Origin of the sequence: Variovorax paradoxus B4 (assembly GCF_000463015.1) — a bacterium.
Classification (GTDB): Bacteria; Pseudomonadota; Gammaproteobacteria; order Burkholderiales; family Burkholderiaceae_C; genus Variovorax; species Variovorax paradoxus_E.
This window is the reverse complement of sequence record NC_022247.1, coordinates 1034702-1054628: the sequence shown is the minus strand read 5'-3', so window position 1 is coordinate 1054628 and position 19927 is coordinate 1034702. Positions and strand designations below refer to the sequence as shown.

The following is a 19927-nucleotide window of genomic DNA, read 5'->3' as shown; positions in this document are numbered from 1 at the left end:
GGCGCAGGGTCAAGGCAGCGGCAGGAACGAGCTTCAGGCCAGCTTTTTCACCACCACCAGCCCCTTGAGGTATTCGCCCTCGGGGAACTCGATGGTCATGGGGTGGTCGGGCGCGGCGCCCAGGCGCTCGCTGATGTAGCCGTCCACTTGTGCATCGATGCCGGCCGAAGCCACGATCTTGTGGAAAAGATCGGCGCTGATGCCGCCCGAGCAGGAAAAGGTCAGCAGCACGCCGCCGGGCTCCAGCAGCTTGAGCGCGAGGCGGTTGATGTCCTTGTAGGCGCGGGCGGCGCGCTCGGCATGGGCCGCCGTGGGTGCGAACTTGGGCGGATCGAGCACGATGGCATCGAAGGTTCGGCCCTGCTCGATGAACTCGCGCAGCACGGTGTTGACGTTGGCATCCAGGAATTCCGTCTTCAGGCCCGACCCCTCGCCGCCGAAGCCGTTCAGCGCCAGGTGCGCCCGCGCCCGCTCGAGCGCCGGCTGCGATGAATCGACCGACACCAGCTCGGCGCCCTCCACCGCATCCGCCGCCCGCAGGCCCGCGAGCGCGGCCACCGTGAAGCCGCCGGTGTAGCAGAAGCAGTTGAGCACGCGCCGAAAGCGACGATGCTGCGCCAGTTCGGCAAAGCGCTGGCGGCTGTCGCGCTGGTCGAGGTAGAAGCCGGTCTTGTGGCCGGTGGCGATGTCGAGCGAGAGCTTCCAGCCGTGCTCGCGGATCGTGATCTCGGTGGCGCCCTCCCCGCGCAGCCAGCCGGTGACCGGCTTCAGGCCTTCGCGTTCGCGGCCGCTGGCATCGGAGCGCTCGTAGAGCTTGTGCAGGCCGGTCGCCGCGAGCAGCGCATCGGCAATCGCGGCCTTCCAGCGCTCGACGCCGGCCGACAGGAACTGCGCCACCAGCGTGTCGCCGTACCGGTCGACGATCAGGCCCGGCAGCCCGTCGGCCTCGCCGTGGATCAGCCGGACCCCGTCGCTCTGCAGGTCGAAAAGCGCCCTGGCCGCCACTGCGCGGGCGCACACCGACGCCAGGAATGCGGCATCGATGCGCTGCGTTTCGACAAAGCTCCAGGCCCGCGCGCGAATCTTGGAAACCGGGCTGAAGGCGGCCCAGGCCAGGAAGGCGCCGTCGTGGGATTCGACGCGCACCGTCTCGCCCGAATCGGCACCGCCGCGTGCAATGGCGGATTCGAAGATCCAGGGATGGCGGCGCTGCAGCGAGCGCTCCTTGCCGGGCTTGAGGCGGAGGGTTTTCATTTTGTTTGCTTGTTGTCGTTCTTTGGCTTGGCCCGCACGCCTTCGGGGCGTGCTTGCGCGCGCGTGCCCTCGGGGCGCGCCTGCGCGCGCGGGTGTGCCGCGTCATACACTTTGGCCAGATGCTGGAAGTCCAGCCGCGTATAGACCTGCGTGGTGGCGATGTTGGCGTGGCCCAGCAGTTCCTGCACCGCGCGCAGGTCGCTGCTCGACTGCAGCACATGGCTGGCGAACGAATGCCGCAGCATGTGCGGATGCACCGGCGCCGCAAGGCCGGCCTTGAGGCTGCGCTCGCGCAGCAGCTTCCACACCGCCTGCGAGGACATGCGCACGCCCTTGGCGCTGATGAAAAGCGCCGCCGCGCCCGCCGGGTCGCGCAGCGCGGCCGTCGACAGCGCCGCGCAATCGCCGCGCACCGCGAACCAGTCGCGCAGCGCCTCGGCCGCCTTGCTGCCGATGGGCACGATGCGCCGCTTGCTGCCCTTGCCGAGCACGTTGGCTTCCAGCGCATCGAGATCGACCCAGCCGCGGGCCGTGGTGCTGGCGCGCGCATCGAGGCCGGTGAGCTCGCTCACGCGCAGGCCGCAGCCGTAGAGCACCTCGACGATCGCGCTGTCGCGCGCCTCGGTCCAGGGGTCGGCCTCGGGGTCGTACATTTCGGCGAGCCGCACCGCATCGTCGACCGCCAGCGCCTTGGGCAGCGGCCGCGCGGCCTTGGGCGCATGCACGTCCTTCACGGGGTTGAAGCCCACCAGCCCCTCGTTGCCGAGCCAGCGGTAGAAACTGCGCCAGCACGAGAGCACCAGCGCAATGCCGCGCGGCTCGCGCCCCGCGCCGTGCAGCTGGGCCATCCAGCGCCGGACGTGCGCGGTCTGCACGCGGTCGAGCGAAAGACCGGCCTCCGCGGCATTGGCCGCGAGCGCCTGCAGATGGATGGCGTAGAGCTCGACCGTGCGCGCCGCCAGCCGGCGCTCGACGCGCACGTGCTCCAGGTACTTGTCGACCCAGCCGGTCCCCGCCGTCTCAGTGGAGGTAGCCATTGAACGCATTGTTCACGACAGCCAGAGGCTCGCGCAACGCACCCTTGAAAACCATGCCCCAGCGGCGCCAGCAGCGCGTGCTCGCAGCCGCGTACTGAACGTCGAAGTCCTTGTCGAAACCGCTGGCCCGCGCGAGGCGCTCCACGCGCCACAGGTGATAGGGCTCCGACACCACGATCACGCCGTGGATGCCCGCCGCCTTCAGCAGCGGGCGCGACATCGCGAGGTTCAGGCGGGTCGAAGTCGATGCCGGCTCCAGCAGCAGCGGCCCTGCATAGCCCTGGGCCCGCGCATGCCGCTGCATCACCTCGGCCTCGATGCGGCCGTCTTCCTTGTCGACGCCGCCCGACAGCACGAGCTGCTTCGCGAGGCCCGCATTGGCCAGCGCGATGGCGGCATCGACCCGGCCCGTCAGGCATGGGTTGGGCTTGCCATCGAGAAAGGCACGGTTGCCCAGGATCAGCGCGGCGTCGGCCGGCCGTTGCGGCGGATTGGCCAGCGCCTCGACCGCGCGCCGCCAGATGACGGCGGCAATGACCAGGTAGGCCAGCAGTCCGGCCAGCAGCACCGTCCACAGCACGGGCCACGCGGCCCGCCAGGACCGGCGCCGCCCGCTCAAGGCCGCAGCCGCGACAGCGCGCCCGACGCCAGTTCGGCGATGCGTTCGAGAAAGTCGGTGCCCATTTCGGCGTTGAAGCGCTGCGCGTCCGGCGAGGCCAGCACCAGCAGGCCGAAGGCCGGCGACTCGGCATCGGGCCGCAGCGGGATCAGCGCGATCGACATCGCGCCGGCCGGCTCGGGCAGCCAGTTGGCCGCCTCGAAGCCCGAATTGAGCCCGCAGTAGGGCGAGGTCAGCGAGGTGGCCAGCGCCTTCACGTCGTCGCTTACCCACTGCGCATAGGCCTCGTTGAGGTAGTCGGCACCGCAGTCCCACACCTTGATGGCGGTCTGCGGCACCAGGAACAGCGACTGCAGGTCGACCGCGATGCGGTACGGCAGGCTGCGCGGGTCGCGCGTGGTCAGCAAGCCGCTGGTCCAGCGCTGCAGGCGGTCGGCGATGACCACGTTCTCGGTGCCGTGGCGCACCATGTCCATCAGGCGATGCTCCAGCGCCTTGATCTTCTCGCGCAGCATCTCGGCCTGGCGCTCCTGCAGGCTCACGGCGCGGTTGCCGTGCGGGCTGGTGAGCTGCACCTGCGCCAGCAGCTGTGCGTGCCGCTCGAAGAAGTCGGGCGTGTTCGCCAGGTAATTGGCGATGTCGTCTTCGGTGATCGGGTTCATGGCGTCGTCTTTGTTGTTTCTGAAGTGGGTCATGGCAGCTCGGGCACCTCGATGTCTCCCTCGAAAACCGTGGTGGCCGGGCCGGTCATGAGCACCGGATGGCCCTCGCCTTCCCAGCCGATCGTGAGCACGCCGCCATGCGTCTGCACATCGACCCGGCGCTCCAGCAGGCCGAGCCGGATGCCCGCCACCACCGCCGCGCAGGCGCCGGTGCCGCAGGCCAGCGTTTCGCCGGCGCCGCGCTCGAACACGCGCAGCTTGACGTGCGTGCGGTCGACCACCTGCATGAAGCCGGCATTCACCCGCTGCGGAAAGCGCGGATGGTGCTCGATCTGCGGGCCCTGCCGGGCCACGGGCGCGGTGTCGACGTTGTCGACCACCTGTACCGCATGCGGGTTGCCCATCGACAGCACCGCGAGCGAAACAATGGCCGAGTCGGCATGCGTGCCGAGGGCCAGGTGCCAGGTGTGCCAGGAGCCGTCGGGCTGCGGATCGAGGCCGGCGGTATCGAAGGGCACGCGCGCGGGCTCGAAGATGGGCGGCCCCATGTCGACCGTGACCCGCCCGTCCTCGCTCATGCGCGGCTCGATGATGCCGGCCAGCGTTTCGACGCGCACCGTGTCCTTGTCGGTCAGGTGGTGCTCGCGCACGAAGCGCATGAAGCAGCGCGCGCCGTTGCCGCACTGCTCCACCTCGCCACCGTCGGCGTTGTGGATCACGTACTGGAAATCGACGCCCTCGGCCGCCCCCTGGGAGGGGGGCCGCACCGTGAGGATCTGGTCGGCGCCGACGCCGAAATGGCGGTCGGCCAGGAAGCGGTACTGCGCGGCCGTGAGGCCCAGCGTGCCGCGCGTTTCGTCCAGCACGACGAAATCGTTGCCGGCACCCTGCATCTTGGTAAAGCGGATTCGCATCGGGCGATTATCCGCCCGAGGATTGGCGGCGCTTGTCGAGCGCCCGGTCGAGAAAGGCCAACCGGTCCTGGCCCCAGAAGCGCTCGCCGTCCAGCACGAAGGTCGGTGCGCCGAACACGCCGGCCTGGACGGCGTCGGCGCTGTTGGCGCGGTAGACCGCCAGCGTCTCGCCCGCCTGCTCCAGCGCCTGCAGCGAGGCGCCGTCGTAGCCGTTTTCCTCGGCCACCGCGATGCGCACCTCGGCCTCGGAGGTGTCGCGTTCCTCGGCCCACAGCGCGCGCAGCAGCGCATGCGAGAGCGGCTGGGCATCGAGCCCCTGCAATTGCGCGGCAATCACCATCCAGCCCGGGTACTTGTTCCAGTTCGGATCGACCGGCGCGCCCTTCGGGTAGTACGCGGGCTCCAGGTTGAGCGGCATGCCGAGGTAGTCGCGCCAGCGCGCCAGTTCGAGCGCGTGGTAGGTGCGGCGCGGTTCGGGCCGCGTCTTCAGCGGAATGCCGCCGGTCTGCGGCACGACGGCCTGGAAGTCGTAGGGCTTCAGCGTGAGCCGCACATGGTGGCGCCGCACGATGTCCTGCAGCTGCGGGCCGCCCAGGTAGGCCCAGGGCGAGGAAAGGCTGTAGTAGCAGTCGAGCGCGATGGTGGGGGTCGGATGGGTGGTCATCGCGGAATTATTGATAACTTCCTTCAGCCGCAGCGCGCGGCGGTGATGCGGCCCTGCGGATCGACGTCGACATTGAGCCGCCCCGGATCGGCCGGCACCGGCAGCGGCGCGCCGACGGCCGAGGTGCGCGCGGACCTGGAACCGGTGCGCGTGCGCATCTGCTCCAGCAGCAGCGGATCGAGGGCCTGGCCGAGTGCATAGCGCGCCTGCGCGGCCTGGCAGGTTTCTTCGCTGGGCACGGTCACGAAGGTCGGCGGCGGCGGCACCTCGGAGGTGAGCGGACGGAATTCGGGCTTTGTCTCGCAGCCCGCCATGAAGAGCGAAGCCGCGCACAGGGCGGCCGCCACGACGCCGCGCGCAGGCGGGGAAAAGATGAAACCGGGTTGATGGAGGATGGGCATGGTGTCTGTCTTGCGTCTTTCAATGGATCGTAGCGTCGGCGGTGGTCAAATCCACCCGCCATGATCAATCTGAATCGTTTCGATCTCATCTCCCTGCGCCTTTTCGTCGCAGTCGTCGATGGAGGAAGCCTGACCGCGGGCGCAGATCGATTCGGCGTTTCGCTCCCGGCGGCAAGCAAGCGCATCACCGATCTCGAACAGCATTGCGGCATGGCGCTGCTCCAGCGCGGGCAGCGCGGCGTGGTCGCCACGCCGGAGGGACAGACCTTGCACCGGCATGCGATCGAGGTGATCGCGCGCCTGGAACAGCTCGTGCAGGCCGTCGACGATCTTCAATCAGGTGCCACCGGCCACCTGCGGCTGTGCGCCAACCCTTCCGCTTTCGGCGGCTTCCTGCCCAGCGTGCTGGCCGAGTACGCCCGCCGCTATCCCCACGTGGTGATCGACATGGAAGATGCCTTGAGCGAAGACGGCATTCGCGCCGTGCTGAAAGGCACGGCGGAGCTTGCCGTCATTGGCGACAACGTGCCGCACGAGGGCCTGGAGACCATCGTCTGCAATGTCGACCAGCTGGTGCTGCTGGTGCCGGCAGGCCACGCGCTGGACAACCGGCAGAACGCCTGCCTCGCGGACGTGCTCGACCATGACCTGGTCACGCTGGCACGAAGCGCATCGCTCACGCGCAAGGTGATGGCGGCGGCCGACGCGGTCAAGCGCACGCCCCGCATACGGGTGCAGGTGCGCAGCTTCGATTCGATGTGCCGCATGGTCTCGTTCGGGCTCGGCCTGGCGATCCTGCCACGCGCGGCTGCCGCTCTCTATGCCCAGGCCCTCGGCCTCGTGCAGGTTGGCCTCGAAGGCATCGAGATGGAACGCGTGCTGCTGCTGGCCATGCGCAGCCGCCCGGAGCTCTCTGCGCCGGCGGCCGCGCTGGTGGAAATGATCGAGAGCACGGCCGCGTTCAGCGGAGCACGGCACTCTCCGAGGCCTGCCGGATAAGGCGGTCGCGGTCCGCGGGGAGAAGAAAGCCCTCGGCGGCCGCCTTCTCGGCGGCGGCTCGCGCTGCGGCGACGTAGCCCTCGTGGCTGCCGTAGCGTTCCTCGAGCGACAGGCGCGGGTCGCCACTCGCGATCCGCTCGGCACGCGTGCGTGCGAACGGCACATAGCCGCCCACATAGTTGCACACCTGGCCTCGATGGAAACCCCCAGCGGTGACATTGAACCCCAGGTAAGTGCCCAACGGCGCCATCACGAGCACCGTGGGAACGCCGCCGATCTCGTTGCCGTCGGCATCGACCTTCGGCACTTTCATCGGGATCACCTTCTTGATGGACGGTGGCACATTGGTGGGCACGCCGGAGGCTTCCGCGTGATTGAATTGCGGGCCCCAGTCGTAGTCGAACACCGGAAACGCAAAGTTCTCCGGCAGGAAGATCGAGTCCGGGATGCCGGGCACCCCGCTCGGAAAGCCCATCGCCTTCCTGTTGGCGTCGACCAGCGTCTTGGCCGCAAGCGTGGGCCATCGGCTGGGCGGCGGCGGCGTTCCGTTCAGCACCCAGTCGCGCATGGCCAGGCGCAGCACATTGGTGATCTCGGTGTGCGGCACCGGGTTGGCTGCCAACGTGCCGCGGCCGAAATTGTTGCCGGGGCAGCTCGGGCCGGCGCTGGCCGCAGGCATGTGCGTGAAGCCGCCCGCGCCGCCGCCGTGGTGGCTGCTCGGCACGTAGTAGCGCCGAACGTTGCGCGGCAGCGGAATGTCCGCGTCGCCGGCCGTGCCGATCCACTCGGGCGTCAGCTTCAGCGCGTACACCTCGGCCGATCCGAAATGCTCGATCACCTTCGGGCAGGTGTCGTTGGTGTCGCAGCGCGAGAAGATGCTGCCGGTGGGTTGCTTGCGCACCGGATCCGGCCAGTCCACCCACCACTGCGGGCCTTCGCTGCCCTGCTGGTAGAGCTCCAGCACACCGTCCGGCTGGGCCCAGCGTGAGTTGGCCGCCACCCGGCGGCCCGCGATGATCGGCCAGGCCCCGTCGTAGACCTTGCGGTTGCGCTCGTCCTGGTTCAGACCCATGAAGATGAACTGCCGCACCATGTTTCCGGACTGCGACACACCCCGCACCGCCGTGCCCTTGACAAAGCCGGCCACCGGATTGCGCGTGCCGAAGTCGTCGGCCGTCTCGTAGCGGAAGAAGGCGCCCACGTCGCGGAACGCCGCCATGCCCACGCCCAGGATGTAGGCGTTGTGTGCCGGGTACACCACCTGGTACAGCAGCTTGGGATCGAAGCCGTTTCGCAAGCAGATGTGCACTGGCAGATTGCCGGGCGCGTTGGCGGGGTTGTTGTCGATCGGCGTGCCGGGAAACGGGTTGCCGGCGTCGCACTTCGCAAACGCCCAGTCGCCTGGGGCGATGCCCGGGCCCTCGGTGACGACACCATCGACGGTCTCCCTGGTGTGCGTCTTCAGCGTTGCCCTGGCCGTGTCCAGCGTTGCCGGAAGGTAGGGCACGGGGTTCGCTTGCACCATCAGCGGCTGGGAGGCCGCGCCGCCCTGGTTGACGATCCGCGCGAAGACCTTGCCTGTGACGGCCAGCCCGTCGACCTTTGCGATGGGCGCCGCCACCCAGTGATTGGTACCTGCGGCGCGGTTGGCGGGAATGCCCGTGTTGCCGGCGTTGTCCGCCTGCCAGCCGCTGCGCAGGCCGACATCGCCCAGCTCGCGTTCTTCGACGACAAGGGTTCCGGCGCCGCCGCGATTGGGCACGTCATGCCAGAGGAAGCCGCTCGCGCGGTTCATCTCGACCGGCTTCACCAGATTGAACGAGGTTTCGTACCGCACCTTGCCATCGGCGTCCGCTCCCAGCTTGATGTCGGTGACGATGCTGTTGTGCGGATCGTTCGGGTCGAGCTCACCGAAGGCGCGACCGCGGATCTGCTCGTACGGGATCGCCTGCCCCGCGAGGGGCGCGACGCTGTCGATCACGATGCGAGTGACGCGCGCTTCGGCCGGCGCGGCAGCAACGATCGCCGCCGTGGCCGCCGCCGCCGCGAGCCGGTGCAGGCGCGACTGGTGCCCGATCGGATTTCTGGGGGGCATGCTCTCTCCTGTTTCTTTGTGCGGGTCCGACGGCGCCGGCGCTGTGCATCCTCACGATTCGGAGGTGTGCCGACAATTCGCGTCTTGTTTAGCCGGTCTTAACCGATGGTTAAGGACTGGCAGTCCCGCCCTGATCTGACGCATCAGAGTTCAGGTCCACTGCATATATTGTTGATTTCATAGCAACTATCTTCTGCCACAACCCCCATTTATCCGCAAAGGTATCCACAAGACACTCCTCCCATCCATTCAGGAGTGCCCTCATGCCAATCGCCTTGCTCGCGCTGACCCTCAGCGCCTTCGCCATCGGGACGACCGAGTTCGTCATCGTTGGCCTCATCCCCACCGTGGCCGCCGACCTCGGCATCGGCCTTCCCTCGGCGGGCCTTTTGGTCAGCCTCTATGCGCTGGGCGTCGCCATCGGCGCGCCGGTGCTCACCGCGCTCACGGGGAAACTGCCGCGCAAGGCGCTGCTGCTCGGGCTGATGGCGCTGTTCACGGTCGGCAACCTGCTGGCGTGGCAGGCGCCGAGCTATGAATCGCTGATTGCCGCCCGCGTGCTCACGGGCCTGGCGCACGGCGTGTTCTTCTCGATCGGCTCGACCATCGCCACCGGGCTGGTGCCGAAGGAAAAGGCCGCCAGCGCCATCGCGATCATGTTCACGGGCCTCACGGTGGCGCTGGTCACGGGCGTGCCGCTGGGCACGTTCATCGGGCAGCACTTCGGCTGGCGCGAGACCTTCCTGGCTGTTTCCGCGCTGGGCGTGATCGCCTTCATCGGCAGCTGGATCTTCATTCCCAACAACATCCGCCACACGCCGCCGGCCTCGCTGGCACAGCAGGCCAAGGTGCTGGCCGAGCCGCGCCTGTTGCTGGTGTATGCCAAGACCGCGATCGGCTACGGCGGTTCGTTCATTCCCTTCACGTTCCTCGCGCCGATCCTCACCGACGTGTCGGGCTTCAGCGCCGGCGCGGTGGGCTGGGTGATGCTGGTGTACGGCGTGTCGGTGGCGGTGGGCAACATCTGGGGCGGCAAGCTGGCCGACCGGATGGGGCCGATTCCAGCGCTGAAGATCATCTTCGCGTTGCTGGCCGCGGTGCTGCTGGTGTTCAACTTCGCGGCGCCGCACAAGTGGCTGGCGCTGGCGGCGGTGCTGATGTGGGGCGCGGTCGCCTTCGGCAACGTACCGGGCCTGCAGGTGTATGTGGTGAAGCAGGCCGAGCGCTTCACGCCGCAGGCGGTGGACGTGGCCTCGGGCCTGAACATCGCGGCTTTCAACCTGGGCATTGCCGGCGCGGCCTGGGCCGGTGGGCTGATCGTGACGCACCTGGGGCTGATGCACACGCCATGGATTGGCGCAGGGGTTGTGCTGGTGTCGCTGGCCCTCACGCAGTGGAGCGGCACGCTCGACCGCCGTGCCGGCATTCCGGTGCGCGCTTCGCGGCCGGTGCCGGTCGGACACTGATCGCCCTCCTGCTTCTCTCTATTTTCAAACTCGCAAGGACAACACCATGACAACCAGCAACACCATTCCCGCCTTCGGCCTCGGCACCTTCCGCCTCAAGGGCCAGGTGGTGATCGACTCGGTGAAGAACGGCCTCGACGTGGGCTACCGCGTGATCGACACGGCGCAGATCTACGGCAACGAGGCCGAGGTGGGCCAAGCCATCGCCGAAAGCGGCGTGGCGCGCAAGGACCTGTTCATCACCACCAAGGTCTGGACCGACAACTACGCCAAGGACAAGCTGGTGCCCAGCCTGAAGGACAGCCTTGCCAAGCTGCGCACGGACCATGTGGACCTGACGCTGATCCACTGGCCCTCGCCTGGCAGCGCAGTGCCGGTGGCCGAGTTCATGGGCGCGCTGGCCGAAGCCAAGGCGCAGGGGCTCACGAAGCAGATCGGCGTGTCAAACTTCAACATCGCGCTGATGAAGGAAGCCATTGCGGCCGTGGGCGCGAAGGAAATCGCCACCAACCAGATCGAGCTGCACCCGTACCTGCACAACCGCAAGGTGGCCGAGTTCGCGAAGAGCCAGGGCATCCGCATCACGTCTTACATGACGCTGGCGTACGGCAAAGTGCTCAACGACCCGGTGATCGAGGCGATGGCCAAGGCGCACGGCGCGACCACGGCGCAGGTGGTGCTGGCGTGGGCGATGCAGCTGGGCTACGCGGTGATTCCGTCGTCGACGAAGCGGGCGAACCTGGAGGGCAACCTGAAGGCGCAGCAGCTGAGGCTGACGGATGCGGAGATGGCGCAGATCGCGGCACTCGACCGTGGCGAGCGGCTCACCGACCCGGCGGGTCTCTCGCCGGCCTGGGACTGAGCGGCCGCGAGCTCACGGGCCGTTGGTTTCCGGTGCGGCGGCACCAGGCAGGATGGCACTCGCTACCGCGTCGCAAGTGACCTTCAATGCAGCCGCAACCTCCTGCGGCTCCCGGCGCAACTCGACGACGTCGCGCTCCCCGACGCAGTAGCCGTCAAGACGCACGTAGATGCGCTTGAAGTCACCACCGAGCGCCCGCGCCACGTCGAGCAGGCAATCGGCCAGTGTCGCGAAGCCGCCGTTGCTGTACGAGCTGGGCGGGACCACACCTTTCGACCGTGGCGCGCGAACCGAATAAGCGTACGACGCAGCCTCTTTCCGCAGCTCCACCACGGGCTGCAGGCCGCATTGAACTTCCCCGGTTCTTCTCATGGCCGGAGTGTAAGTGCATCCAAAAGCAGGAACGGCGTGTTTGCGAGATCAGCGGGGGCTCTCGACTCCTGCCTGCAATCCATCGGATCGAGGGGCTTGGAACTGATACGACTGTTTCGATTTTCATCTACCCCGGACGCGCCAGTTCCGGCTTCGTCAGAAGCGGTCTTGCAGCCCCATGGCCGGATCGCTCACCGAGTGCCGGCCCGTCTCGATCCGGCCGGCAAGGCGCCGGTAGAACGAAGGGTCGGCATCGCAGGTCACCACGAAGTCGTACCACTGGCCGCTGGCGTCCAGGCTCCAGCGCATGCCGGTTTCGCCGCCGCCCTTGACGCGGATGCTCCACGAGCCGTCGGGGTTGTTGCCGTAGACGCCCTTGTCGTCATTGCCGTGCCCGTTGTTGCCGTTGCGGTCCCTGCCGCCGGCCTGGTAGGCGTCGGGGCGCGGGTAGGCCTTGTTGGGCTGCACGGTGAAGCGGCAATCGCGCCGGCCATCGTTGCGCATCTGCAGGTAGAGATCGCCACGGCGCGTGTCATAGCCCACGCGGATCTCGGGCGCGGGCGCACTTCCGGCGCGCAGCCGGTTCAGGTCGCCCTTGAACTGTCGATGAAAGCCGTTGGGGCCGAGCACCCACAGGTCGTACAGGCCGGCATCGTCGGTCATGGCGTTCCAGTAGCCGTCGAGCTGCTTGCCGGGCTCCACCACGTAGCGGCGCGGCAGGCGGTCCGACAGGTGCAGCTTGTCGTAGACGTGGAACACGGCGGCGGCCTGGCCGCTGTTGGCGAACAGCAGCTGGACGCGGCCGTTGAGCGCGTCGCTGCGCGCGCTGATGTGCAGTTCGTAAGGGAGGGCGCGCGAGGGACGCACGCCGGTGGCCTGCACCGGCAGGTCGGCATCGGCGGCCGGCACGATCTTGGGCAGCGCCTCCTGCGCGGCGGTCAGCGCATCGGCCTCGGCCTTGGTCTTGCGCCCGGGCAGCGCGGGCAGCGGCTCGTCGTTGGGACGCTCGAAGTTGAAGGCGCTGGTGAGGTCGCTGCAGACGGCGCGGCGGTGCTTGCTGATCTGCGGCTCGGCCACGCCGAAGCACTTCTCCAGGAACATGAGCGTCGAGGTGTGGTCGCAGACCTGCGAGTTGACCCAGCCGCCGCGGCTCCAGGGCGAGACCACCCACATCGGCACGCGCGGTCCGGGGCCGTAGGGGCGGCCGTCCATGGCGGGCTGCTTGGAGGTGGCCGGCGTGTAGTTGTGGTACTCGACGGCCACGTCGGCCTCGGCCATCGTGGTGGCGCCGGCCAGCGAGCCGTCGGGGTTGCGCGAAGGCGCCGCGGGCGACGGCAGGTGGTCGAAGAAGCCGTCGTTCTCGTCGAAGTTGATGAGCAGCACGGTCTTGCTCCAGACCTCGGGATTGGAGGTCAGCGCGTCCAGCACTTCCTGCACGTACCAGCCACCCTTGGCCGGGCTCGATGGTCCGGGATGCTCGCTGTAGGCCGAGGGCGAAATGATCCACGACACCGCGGGCAAGGTGCCGTTGCGGATGTCCTCGCGAAAGGTTTCGAGGAAGCCTTGCGGCATGGTGTTGCCGAAGCCCTTGGCGAGCGGGCTGAGCGCATCGTCGATGGCCGGGTCGTAGAACGGGCCCGCGGCGGTCACCGGCTGCGTGATGTCGGTCGCGGGAACGTACACGGGGCGGCGTGCCGCCGGCATCTGCTCGATGGCCGTGCGCCAGTGGCGAAAGCTCATCATCTCGTTGCAGCCGAAGTTGTCGATCAGGCTCTGGTAGACCTTCCACTTCACGCCGGCCTTCTCGAGCCGGTCGGCATAGGTGGTCCAGGTCCAGCCTTCGGTGGATACGCCGATGTCGTTGCCGGCGTTGAACTGGTTGTTCAGAACCGCAAGCTGCACCTTGCTGCCATCGACGGGGCTGATGCCGTTCGGGCCATTGGTGCCGCTCCAGTAGAACAAGCGGTTCGCAATGGTGCCGGTGTGCATGCCGCAGTGGTAGTGGTCGCACAGCGTGAAGGCCTCGGCCAGCGCGCGCTGGAACGGCACTTCCGCGGTGTCGTAGTAGCCCATCGACAGCAGGTTCTTGACGTCGGGCCACTTGAACATGCGGCCGTGGTCCCATGCGGCCTGCGAATCGGACCAACCGTGCGGCGTGCTGCCTGCGCGCTGCGCGTTGCCCTTGCTCTCGTCGAGGCGGTAGGGCGTGTAGGTGCTGGGCGGCGTGGTCTTGGTGTAGGTCTGGTGAAAGATGGTCTTGCCGTTGGGCGCCGGCACGGCAAAGCGGTCGCCGTAGCCGCGCACACCCTTGAAGGTGCCGAAATAGCTGTCGAAGGAGCGGTTCTCCTGCATCAGCAGCACGACGTGCTTGACGTCCTTGATGGTGCCGGTCTCGTGATGCGCGGGGATGGCCAGCGCGCGGCGGATGCTGGGGGGAAAGGTGGCCAGCGTGGCGGCGGCAATGCCGGTGCCGGTGGTGGTCTGGAGAAACTTGCGGCGTGTGGTCATGGCGGGGTTTGTTTTGAAAATACGGGGAAGCGTCGAGCCTCAGGGGGCGTAGCTCACGCTGGGGTCGGTGCCCGCGCCGGACGGGGCTGCATCGGTCTTGCCGGCCGTGTCTGCAGGGGTCTGGTCCGAGCCGAGCGCATTGCCCGTCGCAGCGGCGCTGCCGCTGAAGCTCCCACCGCCTCCACCATCACCGCCGCCGCAGGCGGTCAATGCAAAGGCCAGTACCGACAGCGCGAAGGGCGCGCGCAAGATGAATCGTGGATGCATGGATGGAGACACTCCTTTTTTCTCGAGGCGGTTGAATGGCCTCCAGCGTAAGAAGGAGCTGTGACATCGCGATGTAGCGGCGATGACGGCGTGCAGGCCTGCTCTTCGTACGTGCGGGCGCAGTCTCTTCGCTTGGCGCTTGCATCGTCTACAAGGAAAACCCGCCGAGTCCGAACGGTCTACAGCTCGCGCGGAATGACTACGAAAAGCTGCAGTCGAACTCGCGCTGGCGGGGCGCGTGATGGCGTGATGCTCAGCCGGCCCGGCGCCACTCGCCGGAGGCCGGGCACACGCTGGCCGGTTCGCCGTTCATCCGGACCTGCTCTTCATCCACTTGCGATGCGGTCGGCGCGTCGATGTCGAAGGCGATACGAAGCGTGCGCCCCACATGCGCATCTTCAATGGGGAGCTCCCAGGTCAGGAACACCTGGGTGCAATCCTGGCCGGGCGCGAAGTCGGCCGCATCGAAGCCGCTGCTGCGGCGCCGGATCACGGCGTGCGGCTGGCCTGTATCGAATATCACGACCGTGCCCCGGGCAAGGGGAATTCGCTGACCCGTAGAGGGAAAGTGCACATCCAGTTCCTTGTCCTCGCTCAGGAACAGATTGCAGAACGCCGCGCCGCCGTATTGCGCGCCGTCGTGGTGGTACCTCGCGCCGCGGCAGGCCATGAGGGCGACCTCGCTGGACGCAAGCACCTCGGGCAATCCGAGCGTGCGCGTCCAGTCGGACACCGCCTGCACGCAGTGCCTGTAGTCCGGCCAGCGCGCACGCGCACGCGCCAGGGGCAATGGCTCGACGTCCCCGGGCTCCAGCGCCAGGCGCGAAGAAATCTCGCGTTCCCAATCCGCAGTCAGGCGTGCGGGAGGCACGGGCACATCGACCGCGCCCGAGAGCACGACACCGCTCACGCTGCGGCTGCGCATGGCGTCGCCGCTTCGGAAATAGGAAACAAGACGGTCTTCTCGCGCGCGATGCGGTGGAGGGGGAAGGCTCATCCGCAGCAGTGTAGTGATGCACGTTCGCCTTCACCGCCGGCGGCGTCAAGGCCTGAGCGTGGGCCCCCGCTTCGCATAGGCCAGCGCCGCGAGCAGGCCCAGGCCCGTCACCGCCGCAGCACCCCAGGCCACCGCGGGGCTGCACAGGACGCGGCCCAGCGACGAGCGTTGTCCGGTGCCCGTTCCCATGCCCGTGGCGGCCTGCTCCAACGGCGTGAGCGGCCGTGCGATGTTCGGGTTTTCTTCGCCCTGGAGGACGGCCTGGGAAATTTCCAGCGGCGTCAGTTCGTCGGCCACGGGTCCGGAATGCGATTTGTCGTTGGCGCGCATGAGAGGCCTTTCGTTTGGAGATGGAATCTTGCGGCGAAGCGTCCCCTGGCTCCGGGCCGGACCTCTACAGCCGGGAGCGGGCTTTTGCGTAGGTCGAAGGCGCACATGGCGGCGCCCTGCCGCGTTCCTGCTTGAAGACGCGGGCTACAGGGACGCCACGTCGGCCTGCAGCACGCCGTTGCGGCCCACGACACGGCCGCCCGCCACCACCAGCTTGCGCACCGGCCGCGAGACCACGGCCTGCGCCGGCGTCTGCGCATCGACCAGAACCAGGTCGGCGCGGCAGCCCGCTTCCAGGCCATAGGCCTCGAAGCCGCAGCCGCGTGCGCCGGCGTGGGTGACGGTGTGGAGCGCCACGTCGATCTCGTCGTCGCGGCGCAGGTTGTAGCGCATGCCGATCAGCATGGCGCGTTCCAGCATGTCGGGGTTGCCGTACGGCGACCAGGTGTCGCGGATGCCGTCGTTGCCGCCGAGCACCGTCACGCCGGCCTTGCGGCAGGCCATGAGCGGCGGCACGCTGCGCGATGGCGGCGCGCTGGTGATCAGCACCACGCCGAGCCTGGCCATGCGCGCGAGCAGTGCGTCGCGCTCGCGTTCGCCCACGTCGCCAAGGCAGAAGCCGTGGCTGATCGCGACCCTGCCCTGCATGCCCAGCGCTTCGGTGCGCTGCAGGATCAGGTCGAGCGAGAACGCGCCCATTGCGCCTGGTTCGTGCAGGTGGATGTCGAGCGGGCGCTGGTGCCTGTCGGCGATGCCGAAGAGCACGTCGAGCGAGCGCACCGGGTCGCCGTCGATGGCGCAGGGGTCGAGGCCGCCGAGCAGGTCGGCCCCCTGTGCCAGCGCCTGCTCGAGCAGCTCGGCCGTGCCCGGCCGGCCCAGCAGGCCGGACTGCGGGAATGCGACAACCTGGATCTGCTGCACGTCGCGCAGCGCCTGCCGCGTGCGCAGCGTGCCTTCGAGATGGCGCAGGCCCGCTTGCGTGTCGACGTCGACGTGCGTGCGCAGCCGCGTGGTGCCGAGCGCGAGGAAGGCCTTGGCCAGCACCAGCGACTGCGCGGCCGCGTCGTGTCCGCTCGCATGCCGGAAGGCGCGTTCGTTCTCGATCTTGTCGACGAGGTTGACGCCGACCTCGTTGCGGTACCAGTTCATGCCCCACAGCGTCTTGTCGAGATGGGTGTGGCCTTCGACCAGGCCGGGCAGCAGCAATGCGCCGGCGCCCTCCTCGACGGTGGCATCGGCGGGCGCGGAAAGCGCGGCGCCGGTTTCCGCAATGCAGCCATCGCGTACCAGCAGGTCGACAGGGGAAGCGCCCAGGGGGCGCACGTTGCGGATCAGGAGCGAAGGCATGGAATTCGTTCGATCTTCGATGAATGCGTCAGGAGCAGGGCCGTGTGCAGCGTACCCAGATTCGGGCCCCTGGTCATCACGCGCACGTTTCGTTGCAGGCCGAAGTGTCCGTCCCGCGAATTCTCGATGATCGGCGCACCATGCAAACGATCCCACTCGCCACGGCCGGCAAGCCCCCTTCCCGCATCGCCTTCGAATGGTCATTGCTCGCGGTGCTCGCCACCTGCTGGGGCGCCTCGTACACCTTCATCAAGATCGGCGTCCAGACGCTGCCGCCCGTGACGCTGATCGCGGCGCGCACGCTGATTGCCGGCCTGCTGCTGCTCGCGTTGCTGCGCCTGCGCGGCGTGCAACTGCCGAGGGAGCCCGCGATGTGGGGACGTTTCGCGCTGCAGGCCTGCTTGAACAGCGTGCTGCCGTTCACGCTCATCGCGTGGGCGGAGCGCAGCGTGGATGCCGGGCTCGCAACCATCCTCAATTCGACCTCGCCGATCTTCATCTTCCTGCTGGGCCTGGGCATGGGCGGCGCGGAGAAGCCGACGCTGCGCCGGCTCTTCGGCGTGGGCGCGGGGCTGGCGGGCATCTGCCTGATCGTCGGCTTCGAGGCGCTGAACGGGCTCGGGCATTCGCTGCTCGCGCAGCTCGGGCTGGTGGCGGCGGCCGTCTGCTACGGCTGCGCGGCGATGTTCGGCCGCGTGTTCAAGGGGCTCGACCCGATGGTGCCGGCCGCGGGCTCGCTGCTCTGCGGCGCGGCGATGCTGCTGCCCGCGAGCCTCGCGATCGACCGGCCGTGGACGCTCGCTCCTTCGGCCGCGTCGATGGTGGCCGTGCTGGCGCTGGCGGTGCTCTCCACGGCTCTCGCCTTCACGATCTACTTCCGGCTGATCAAGACGCTCGGGCCGATGTCGACCGCCGCGCAAGCCTACCTGCGCGTGCCCGTCGGCGTGATGATCGGCGTGGTTTTCCTGGGCGAGGCGCTCTCGCCCACCGCGTGGCTCGGGCTCGCATGCATCATGGCCGGCGTGGTCGCGATGACGATGCCCGCGCGCGGCAGAACCGCAACGCGCCGCGGATGAGCGACCTGCCGGAACGCCTGCCCCACTGCGCCGGCGGCGACATCCCCGCTCAAGAATTTTGCGCCCGGCCCCGCATTTTTTACGCGGCTTTTAGACGCGCGCTCCTACGCTGCCGGCTTCTCCATCCGTCAGCACTTTTTTCGATGAAACACTTTTTTCGCATCGCCCTGCCGGTGCTCGTTCTTCCCACCCTCGCCGCCCTGCCGATGCTTGCGAGCGCACAGCTCACGGGGAATGTGGCACTGACGAGCAACTACAAGTTCCGCGGCCAGGACCAGGACATGATCGGGAAGAACGACTACGCCAAGACCAAGGGCTTCAAGCCCGCCATCCAGGGCGGCTTCGACTATGCCTTCGGCGAGAGCGGCTTCTACTTGGGCAACTGGAACTCCAGCGTCAACTGGCTGCAGGGCAACAGCATCGAGAGCGACCTCTACGGCGGCTACAAGTTCAAGGCCGGCCCCTTCGACCTGGACATGGGCGCACTCACCTACATCTACCCGGGCAACTCCATCGGCAACACCACCGAGCTGTACGGCGCCGGCACCTGGGCCGACGAGGCGATCGGCTCGTTCACCCTGAAGTACTCGCACACGGTCTCCAAGGACTACTTCGGCTATGCCGGCTACAAGTCGGGCTCGGGCCTGAAGGGCCGCAACACCGGCTACCTGAACCTGGCCTACAGCAAGGAAATCGTGCCCAAGCTCACGCTGAAGGCCGCCGTGGGCTACACCCACATGTCCAGCGACATCCGCAGCCTGGGCTACAAGAGCTACGTGGACTACAACGTGGGCGTGTCGTACGACTTCGGCAACGGCCTGGCACTGGCCGGCTCGGTGCAGGGCGCCAACAAGAAGAGCTCGTACCTCGCGCTGAGCAACCCGGGCTACGACTTCGGCTTCGGCCCCATCGGCGAGCAGTATTACTCGCCCAACAAGGCGCGTTTCATTCTCACGCTGACCAAGACGCTCTGATCCCGGTCAGCGCACCGGCATCGCTCAGTCGATGCTGATGTTCGCGGCCTTGGCCACCTCGGCCCACTTCACGCGGTTGTCGTGCACCGTCTTCCTGAACTGCGCGGGCGATTCGATGCGCACGGTGTTGCCCTGGCTTTCGAAACGCTCGCGGATCTCGGGCTGCTCGAGCACCGCCTTCACGGCGGCGTTGAGCTTGTCGACGATCTGCGCGTCGGTGCCCTTGGGCGCGAAGATGCCGAACCAGATCGAGCTGTCGAAGCCCTTCGTTCCCGCAAGGCCGCTGGAGGCGATGGTGGGCACCTCCTTGACCGCGGCCACCGGCGCGGCGGTGGTCACGCCCAGGAGGCGCACCTTGCCGGCCTTGTAGTGCGGCAGCACCGTCTGCACCTGGTTCATGATGCAGCAGGTCTCGCCGCGCACCACGGACGTGATGGCCTCGGGTCCGCCCTTGTAGGGCACGTGCACCATCTGGAGGCCGAGGCGCGAATTGAATTCGGCAAAGGCCATGTGCGTGCCGGCGCCGTTGCCTGTAGACGCATAGTTGTACTTTCCGGGGTTGGCCTTGACGAGATCGACGAACTCCTTCAAGGTCTTGGCGTTGATCACGTCCGGGTTGATGGTGAGCACGTTCGATACGTCGAGCACCGGCGCCACGGGCACGAAGTCGGCCTCCACGTCGAACGGCAGCTTCTTGTAGAGCGCGGCGTTGCTGCCATGCGTGGCGGCGGTGCCGAAGGAAAGCGTGTAGCCATCGGGCTTGGCATGGGCCACGTACTCGCTCGCGATGTTGCCGGCCGCGCCCGACTTGTAGTCGATGATCACGGGCTTTCCGAGTTGCCGGGCGAGCGGCTCCTGGATGGCACGGGCCACCACGTCGACGCCCGAGCCGGCCGGAAAACCCATGATCAGCGTCACCGGCTGCTGCGGCCAGTCGCCCTGCGCAAAGGCAGCGGATGACGCGGCCGCACCCAGGGAGGCGCCCGCCAGCAGCAGGATCGGGCGGAAACGCCGCGCGAAGGACGACGCCGAGAACTGGAAGTAGTGAGAGAAGGGAGAATGAGCCATGACTGTCTTTCCTCG

20 protein-coding genes and 1 pseudogene are annotated in these 19927 nt (G+C 67.9%); 6 read left to right on the top strand and 15 right to left on the bottom strand.

Going from position 1 to position 19927, the window contains the following annotated elements; all coding sequences use genetic code 11:
• Positions 1-33: 33 nt before the first annotated feature.
• From VAPA_RS04730 to VAPA_RS04700, 7 genes are read right to left on the bottom strand one after another with little or no spacing between them, the layout of a single operon-like run.
• Positions 34-1254, bottom strand: coding sequence for a class I SAM-dependent rRNA methyltransferase (locus tag VAPA_RS04730; protein WP_021005625.1), 1221 nt, complete (start codon positions 1252-1254; stop codon positions 34-36).
• Entirely contained in the window at positions 1251-2291 is a 1041-nt protein-coding gene (locus VAPA_RS04725; RefSeq protein ID WP_021005624.1) for a tyrosine recombinase XerC, read from the bottom strand. Before VAPA_RS04725 ends, VAPA_RS04730 begins: the two co-directional genes overlap by 4 nt.
• Positions 2275-2910, bottom strand: coding sequence for a YdcF family protein (locus tag VAPA_RS04720; protein WP_051255302.1), 636 nt, complete (start codon positions 2908-2910; stop codon positions 2275-2277). Before VAPA_RS04720 ends, VAPA_RS04725 begins: the two co-directional genes overlap by 17 nt.
• Positions 2907-3605, bottom strand: coding sequence for a DUF484 family protein (locus VAPA_RS04715; RefSeq protein WP_021005622.1), 699 nt, complete (start codon positions 3603-3605; stop codon positions 2907-2909). Before VAPA_RS04715 ends, VAPA_RS04720 begins: the two co-directional genes overlap by 4 nt.
• A complete protein-coding gene (gene dapF / locus VAPA_RS04710) occupies positions 3602-4486 on the bottom strand; it encodes a diaminopimelate epimerase (protein ID WP_021005621.1) in 885 nt (294 codons plus the stop codon). The genes VAPA_RS04715 and dapF overlap by 4 nt, the downstream gene beginning before the upstream one ends.
• 7 nt (positions 4487-4493) lie before the next feature.
• Positions 4494-5150 carry a 2-hydroxychromene-2-carboxylate isomerase gene (locus tag VAPA_RS04705; RefSeq protein ID WP_021005620.1) on the bottom strand — a complete coding sequence of 219 codons (657 nt, stop codon included), beginning with the start codon at positions 5148-5150 and terminating at the stop codon, positions 4494-4496.
• 23 nt (positions 5151-5173) lie between these two features.
• The gene (locus tag VAPA_RS04700; RefSeq protein ID WP_021005619.1) at positions 5174-5551 is read right to left on the bottom strand and encodes an I78 family peptidase inhibitor; all 378 of its coding nucleotides are present in this window, start codon (positions 5549-5551) and stop codon (positions 5174-5176) included.
• Between the two features lie 60 nt (positions 5552-5611).
• Here VAPA_RS04700 and VAPA_RS35065 point away from each other — a divergent pair.
• Positions 5612-5755 (top strand): annotated as a pseudogene (locus tag VAPA_RS35065) (helix-turn-helix domain-containing protein); the annotation flags it as partial.
• A gap of 108 nt (positions 5756-5863) precedes the next feature.
• Positions 5864-6550: a LysR substrate-binding domain-containing protein gene (locus VAPA_RS04695; RefSeq protein ID WP_230559007.1), complete on the top strand. Its 687-nt coding sequence runs from the start codon at positions 5864-5866 to the stop codon at positions 6548-6550.
• On the opposite strand, the gene VAPA_RS04690 is transcribed toward VAPA_RS04695, so the two are convergent.
• Entirely contained in the window at positions 6513-8645 is a 2133-nt protein-coding gene (locus tag VAPA_RS04690) for an alpha/beta hydrolase domain-containing protein (RefSeq protein WP_021005617.1), read from the bottom strand. The genes VAPA_RS04695 and VAPA_RS04690 overlap by 38 nt on opposite strands.
• Positions 8646-8908: 263 nt before the next feature.
• Between VAPA_RS04690 and VAPA_RS04685 the strand changes: the two genes are divergently transcribed.
• Together VAPA_RS04685 and dkgB are read left to right on the top strand one after the other, a co-directional pair.
• Complete coding sequence (locus VAPA_RS04685; RefSeq protein WP_021005616.1) at positions 8909-10111, top strand: MFS transporter; 1203 nt, start codon at positions 8909-8911, stop codon at positions 10109-10111.
• A gap of 46 nt (positions 10112-10157) precedes the next feature.
• Positions 10158-10973 (top strand): 2,5-didehydrogluconate reductase DkgB, encoded by an 816-nt coding sequence (gene dkgB / locus VAPA_RS04680; protein ID WP_021005615.1) that lies wholly within the window; start codon positions 10158-10160, stop codon positions 10971-10973.
• 12 nt (positions 10974-10985) lie between these two features.
• On the opposite strand, the gene VAPA_RS04675 is transcribed toward dkgB, so the two are convergent.
• From VAPA_RS04675 to VAPA_RS04650, 6 genes are all read right to left on the bottom strand, one after another.
• Positions 10986-11240: a hypothetical protein gene (locus tag VAPA_RS04675; protein WP_230558966.1), complete on the bottom strand. Its 255-nt coding sequence runs from the start codon at positions 11238-11240 to the stop codon at positions 10986-10988.
• 261 nt (positions 11241-11501) lie between these two features.
• Positions 11502-13853, bottom strand: a complete 2352-nt coding sequence (locus tag VAPA_RS04670; RefSeq protein ID WP_021005613.1) for a phosphocholine-specific phospholipase C — start codon at positions 13851-13853, stop codon at positions 11502-11504.
• Positions 13854-13892: 39 nt separating this feature from the next.
• On the bottom strand, positions 13893-14120 hold the full coding sequence (locus VAPA_RS04665; protein WP_021005612.1) for a hypothetical protein: 228 nt from the start codon (positions 14118-14120) through the stop codon (positions 13893-13895).
• Positions 14121-14373: 253 nt separating this feature from the next.
• Complete coding sequence (locus VAPA_RS04660) at positions 14374-15117, bottom strand: hypothetical protein (RefSeq protein ID WP_021005611.1); 744 nt, start codon at positions 15115-15117, stop codon at positions 14374-14376.
• A 45-nt stretch (positions 15118-15162) separates the two neighbouring features.
• Positions 15163-15447 (bottom strand): hypothetical protein, encoded by a 285-nt coding sequence (locus tag VAPA_RS04655; RefSeq protein ID WP_021005610.1) that lies wholly within the window; start codon positions 15445-15447, stop codon positions 15163-15165.
• A 144-nt stretch (positions 15448-15591) separates the two neighbouring features.
• On the bottom strand, positions 15592-16794 hold the full coding sequence (locus VAPA_RS04650) for an amidohydrolase family protein (protein ID WP_021005609.1): 1203 nt from the start codon (positions 16792-16794) through the stop codon (positions 15592-15594).
• A 140-nt stretch (positions 16795-16934) separates the two neighbouring features.
• On the opposite strand from VAPA_RS04650, the gene VAPA_RS04645 reads away from it, so the two are divergent.
• Together VAPA_RS04645 and VAPA_RS04640 are read left to right on the top strand one after the other, a co-directional pair.
• Entirely contained in the window at positions 16935-17870 is a 936-nt protein-coding gene (locus VAPA_RS04645; protein ID WP_021005608.1) for a DMT family transporter, read from the top strand.
• Positions 17871-18013: 143 nt separating this feature from the next.
• A complete protein-coding gene (locus tag VAPA_RS04640; RefSeq protein WP_021005607.1) occupies positions 18014-18844 on the top strand; it encodes a TorF family putative porin in 831 nt (276 codons plus the stop codon).
• 24 nt (positions 18845-18868) lie between these two features.
• On the opposite strand, the gene VAPA_RS04635 is transcribed toward VAPA_RS04640, so the two are convergent.
• Positions 18869-19912: a Bug family tripartite tricarboxylate transporter substrate binding protein gene (locus VAPA_RS04635; protein WP_021005606.1), complete on the bottom strand. Its 1044-nt coding sequence runs from the start codon at positions 19910-19912 to the stop codon at positions 18869-18871.
• Positions 19913-19927: the final 15 nt, after the last annotated feature.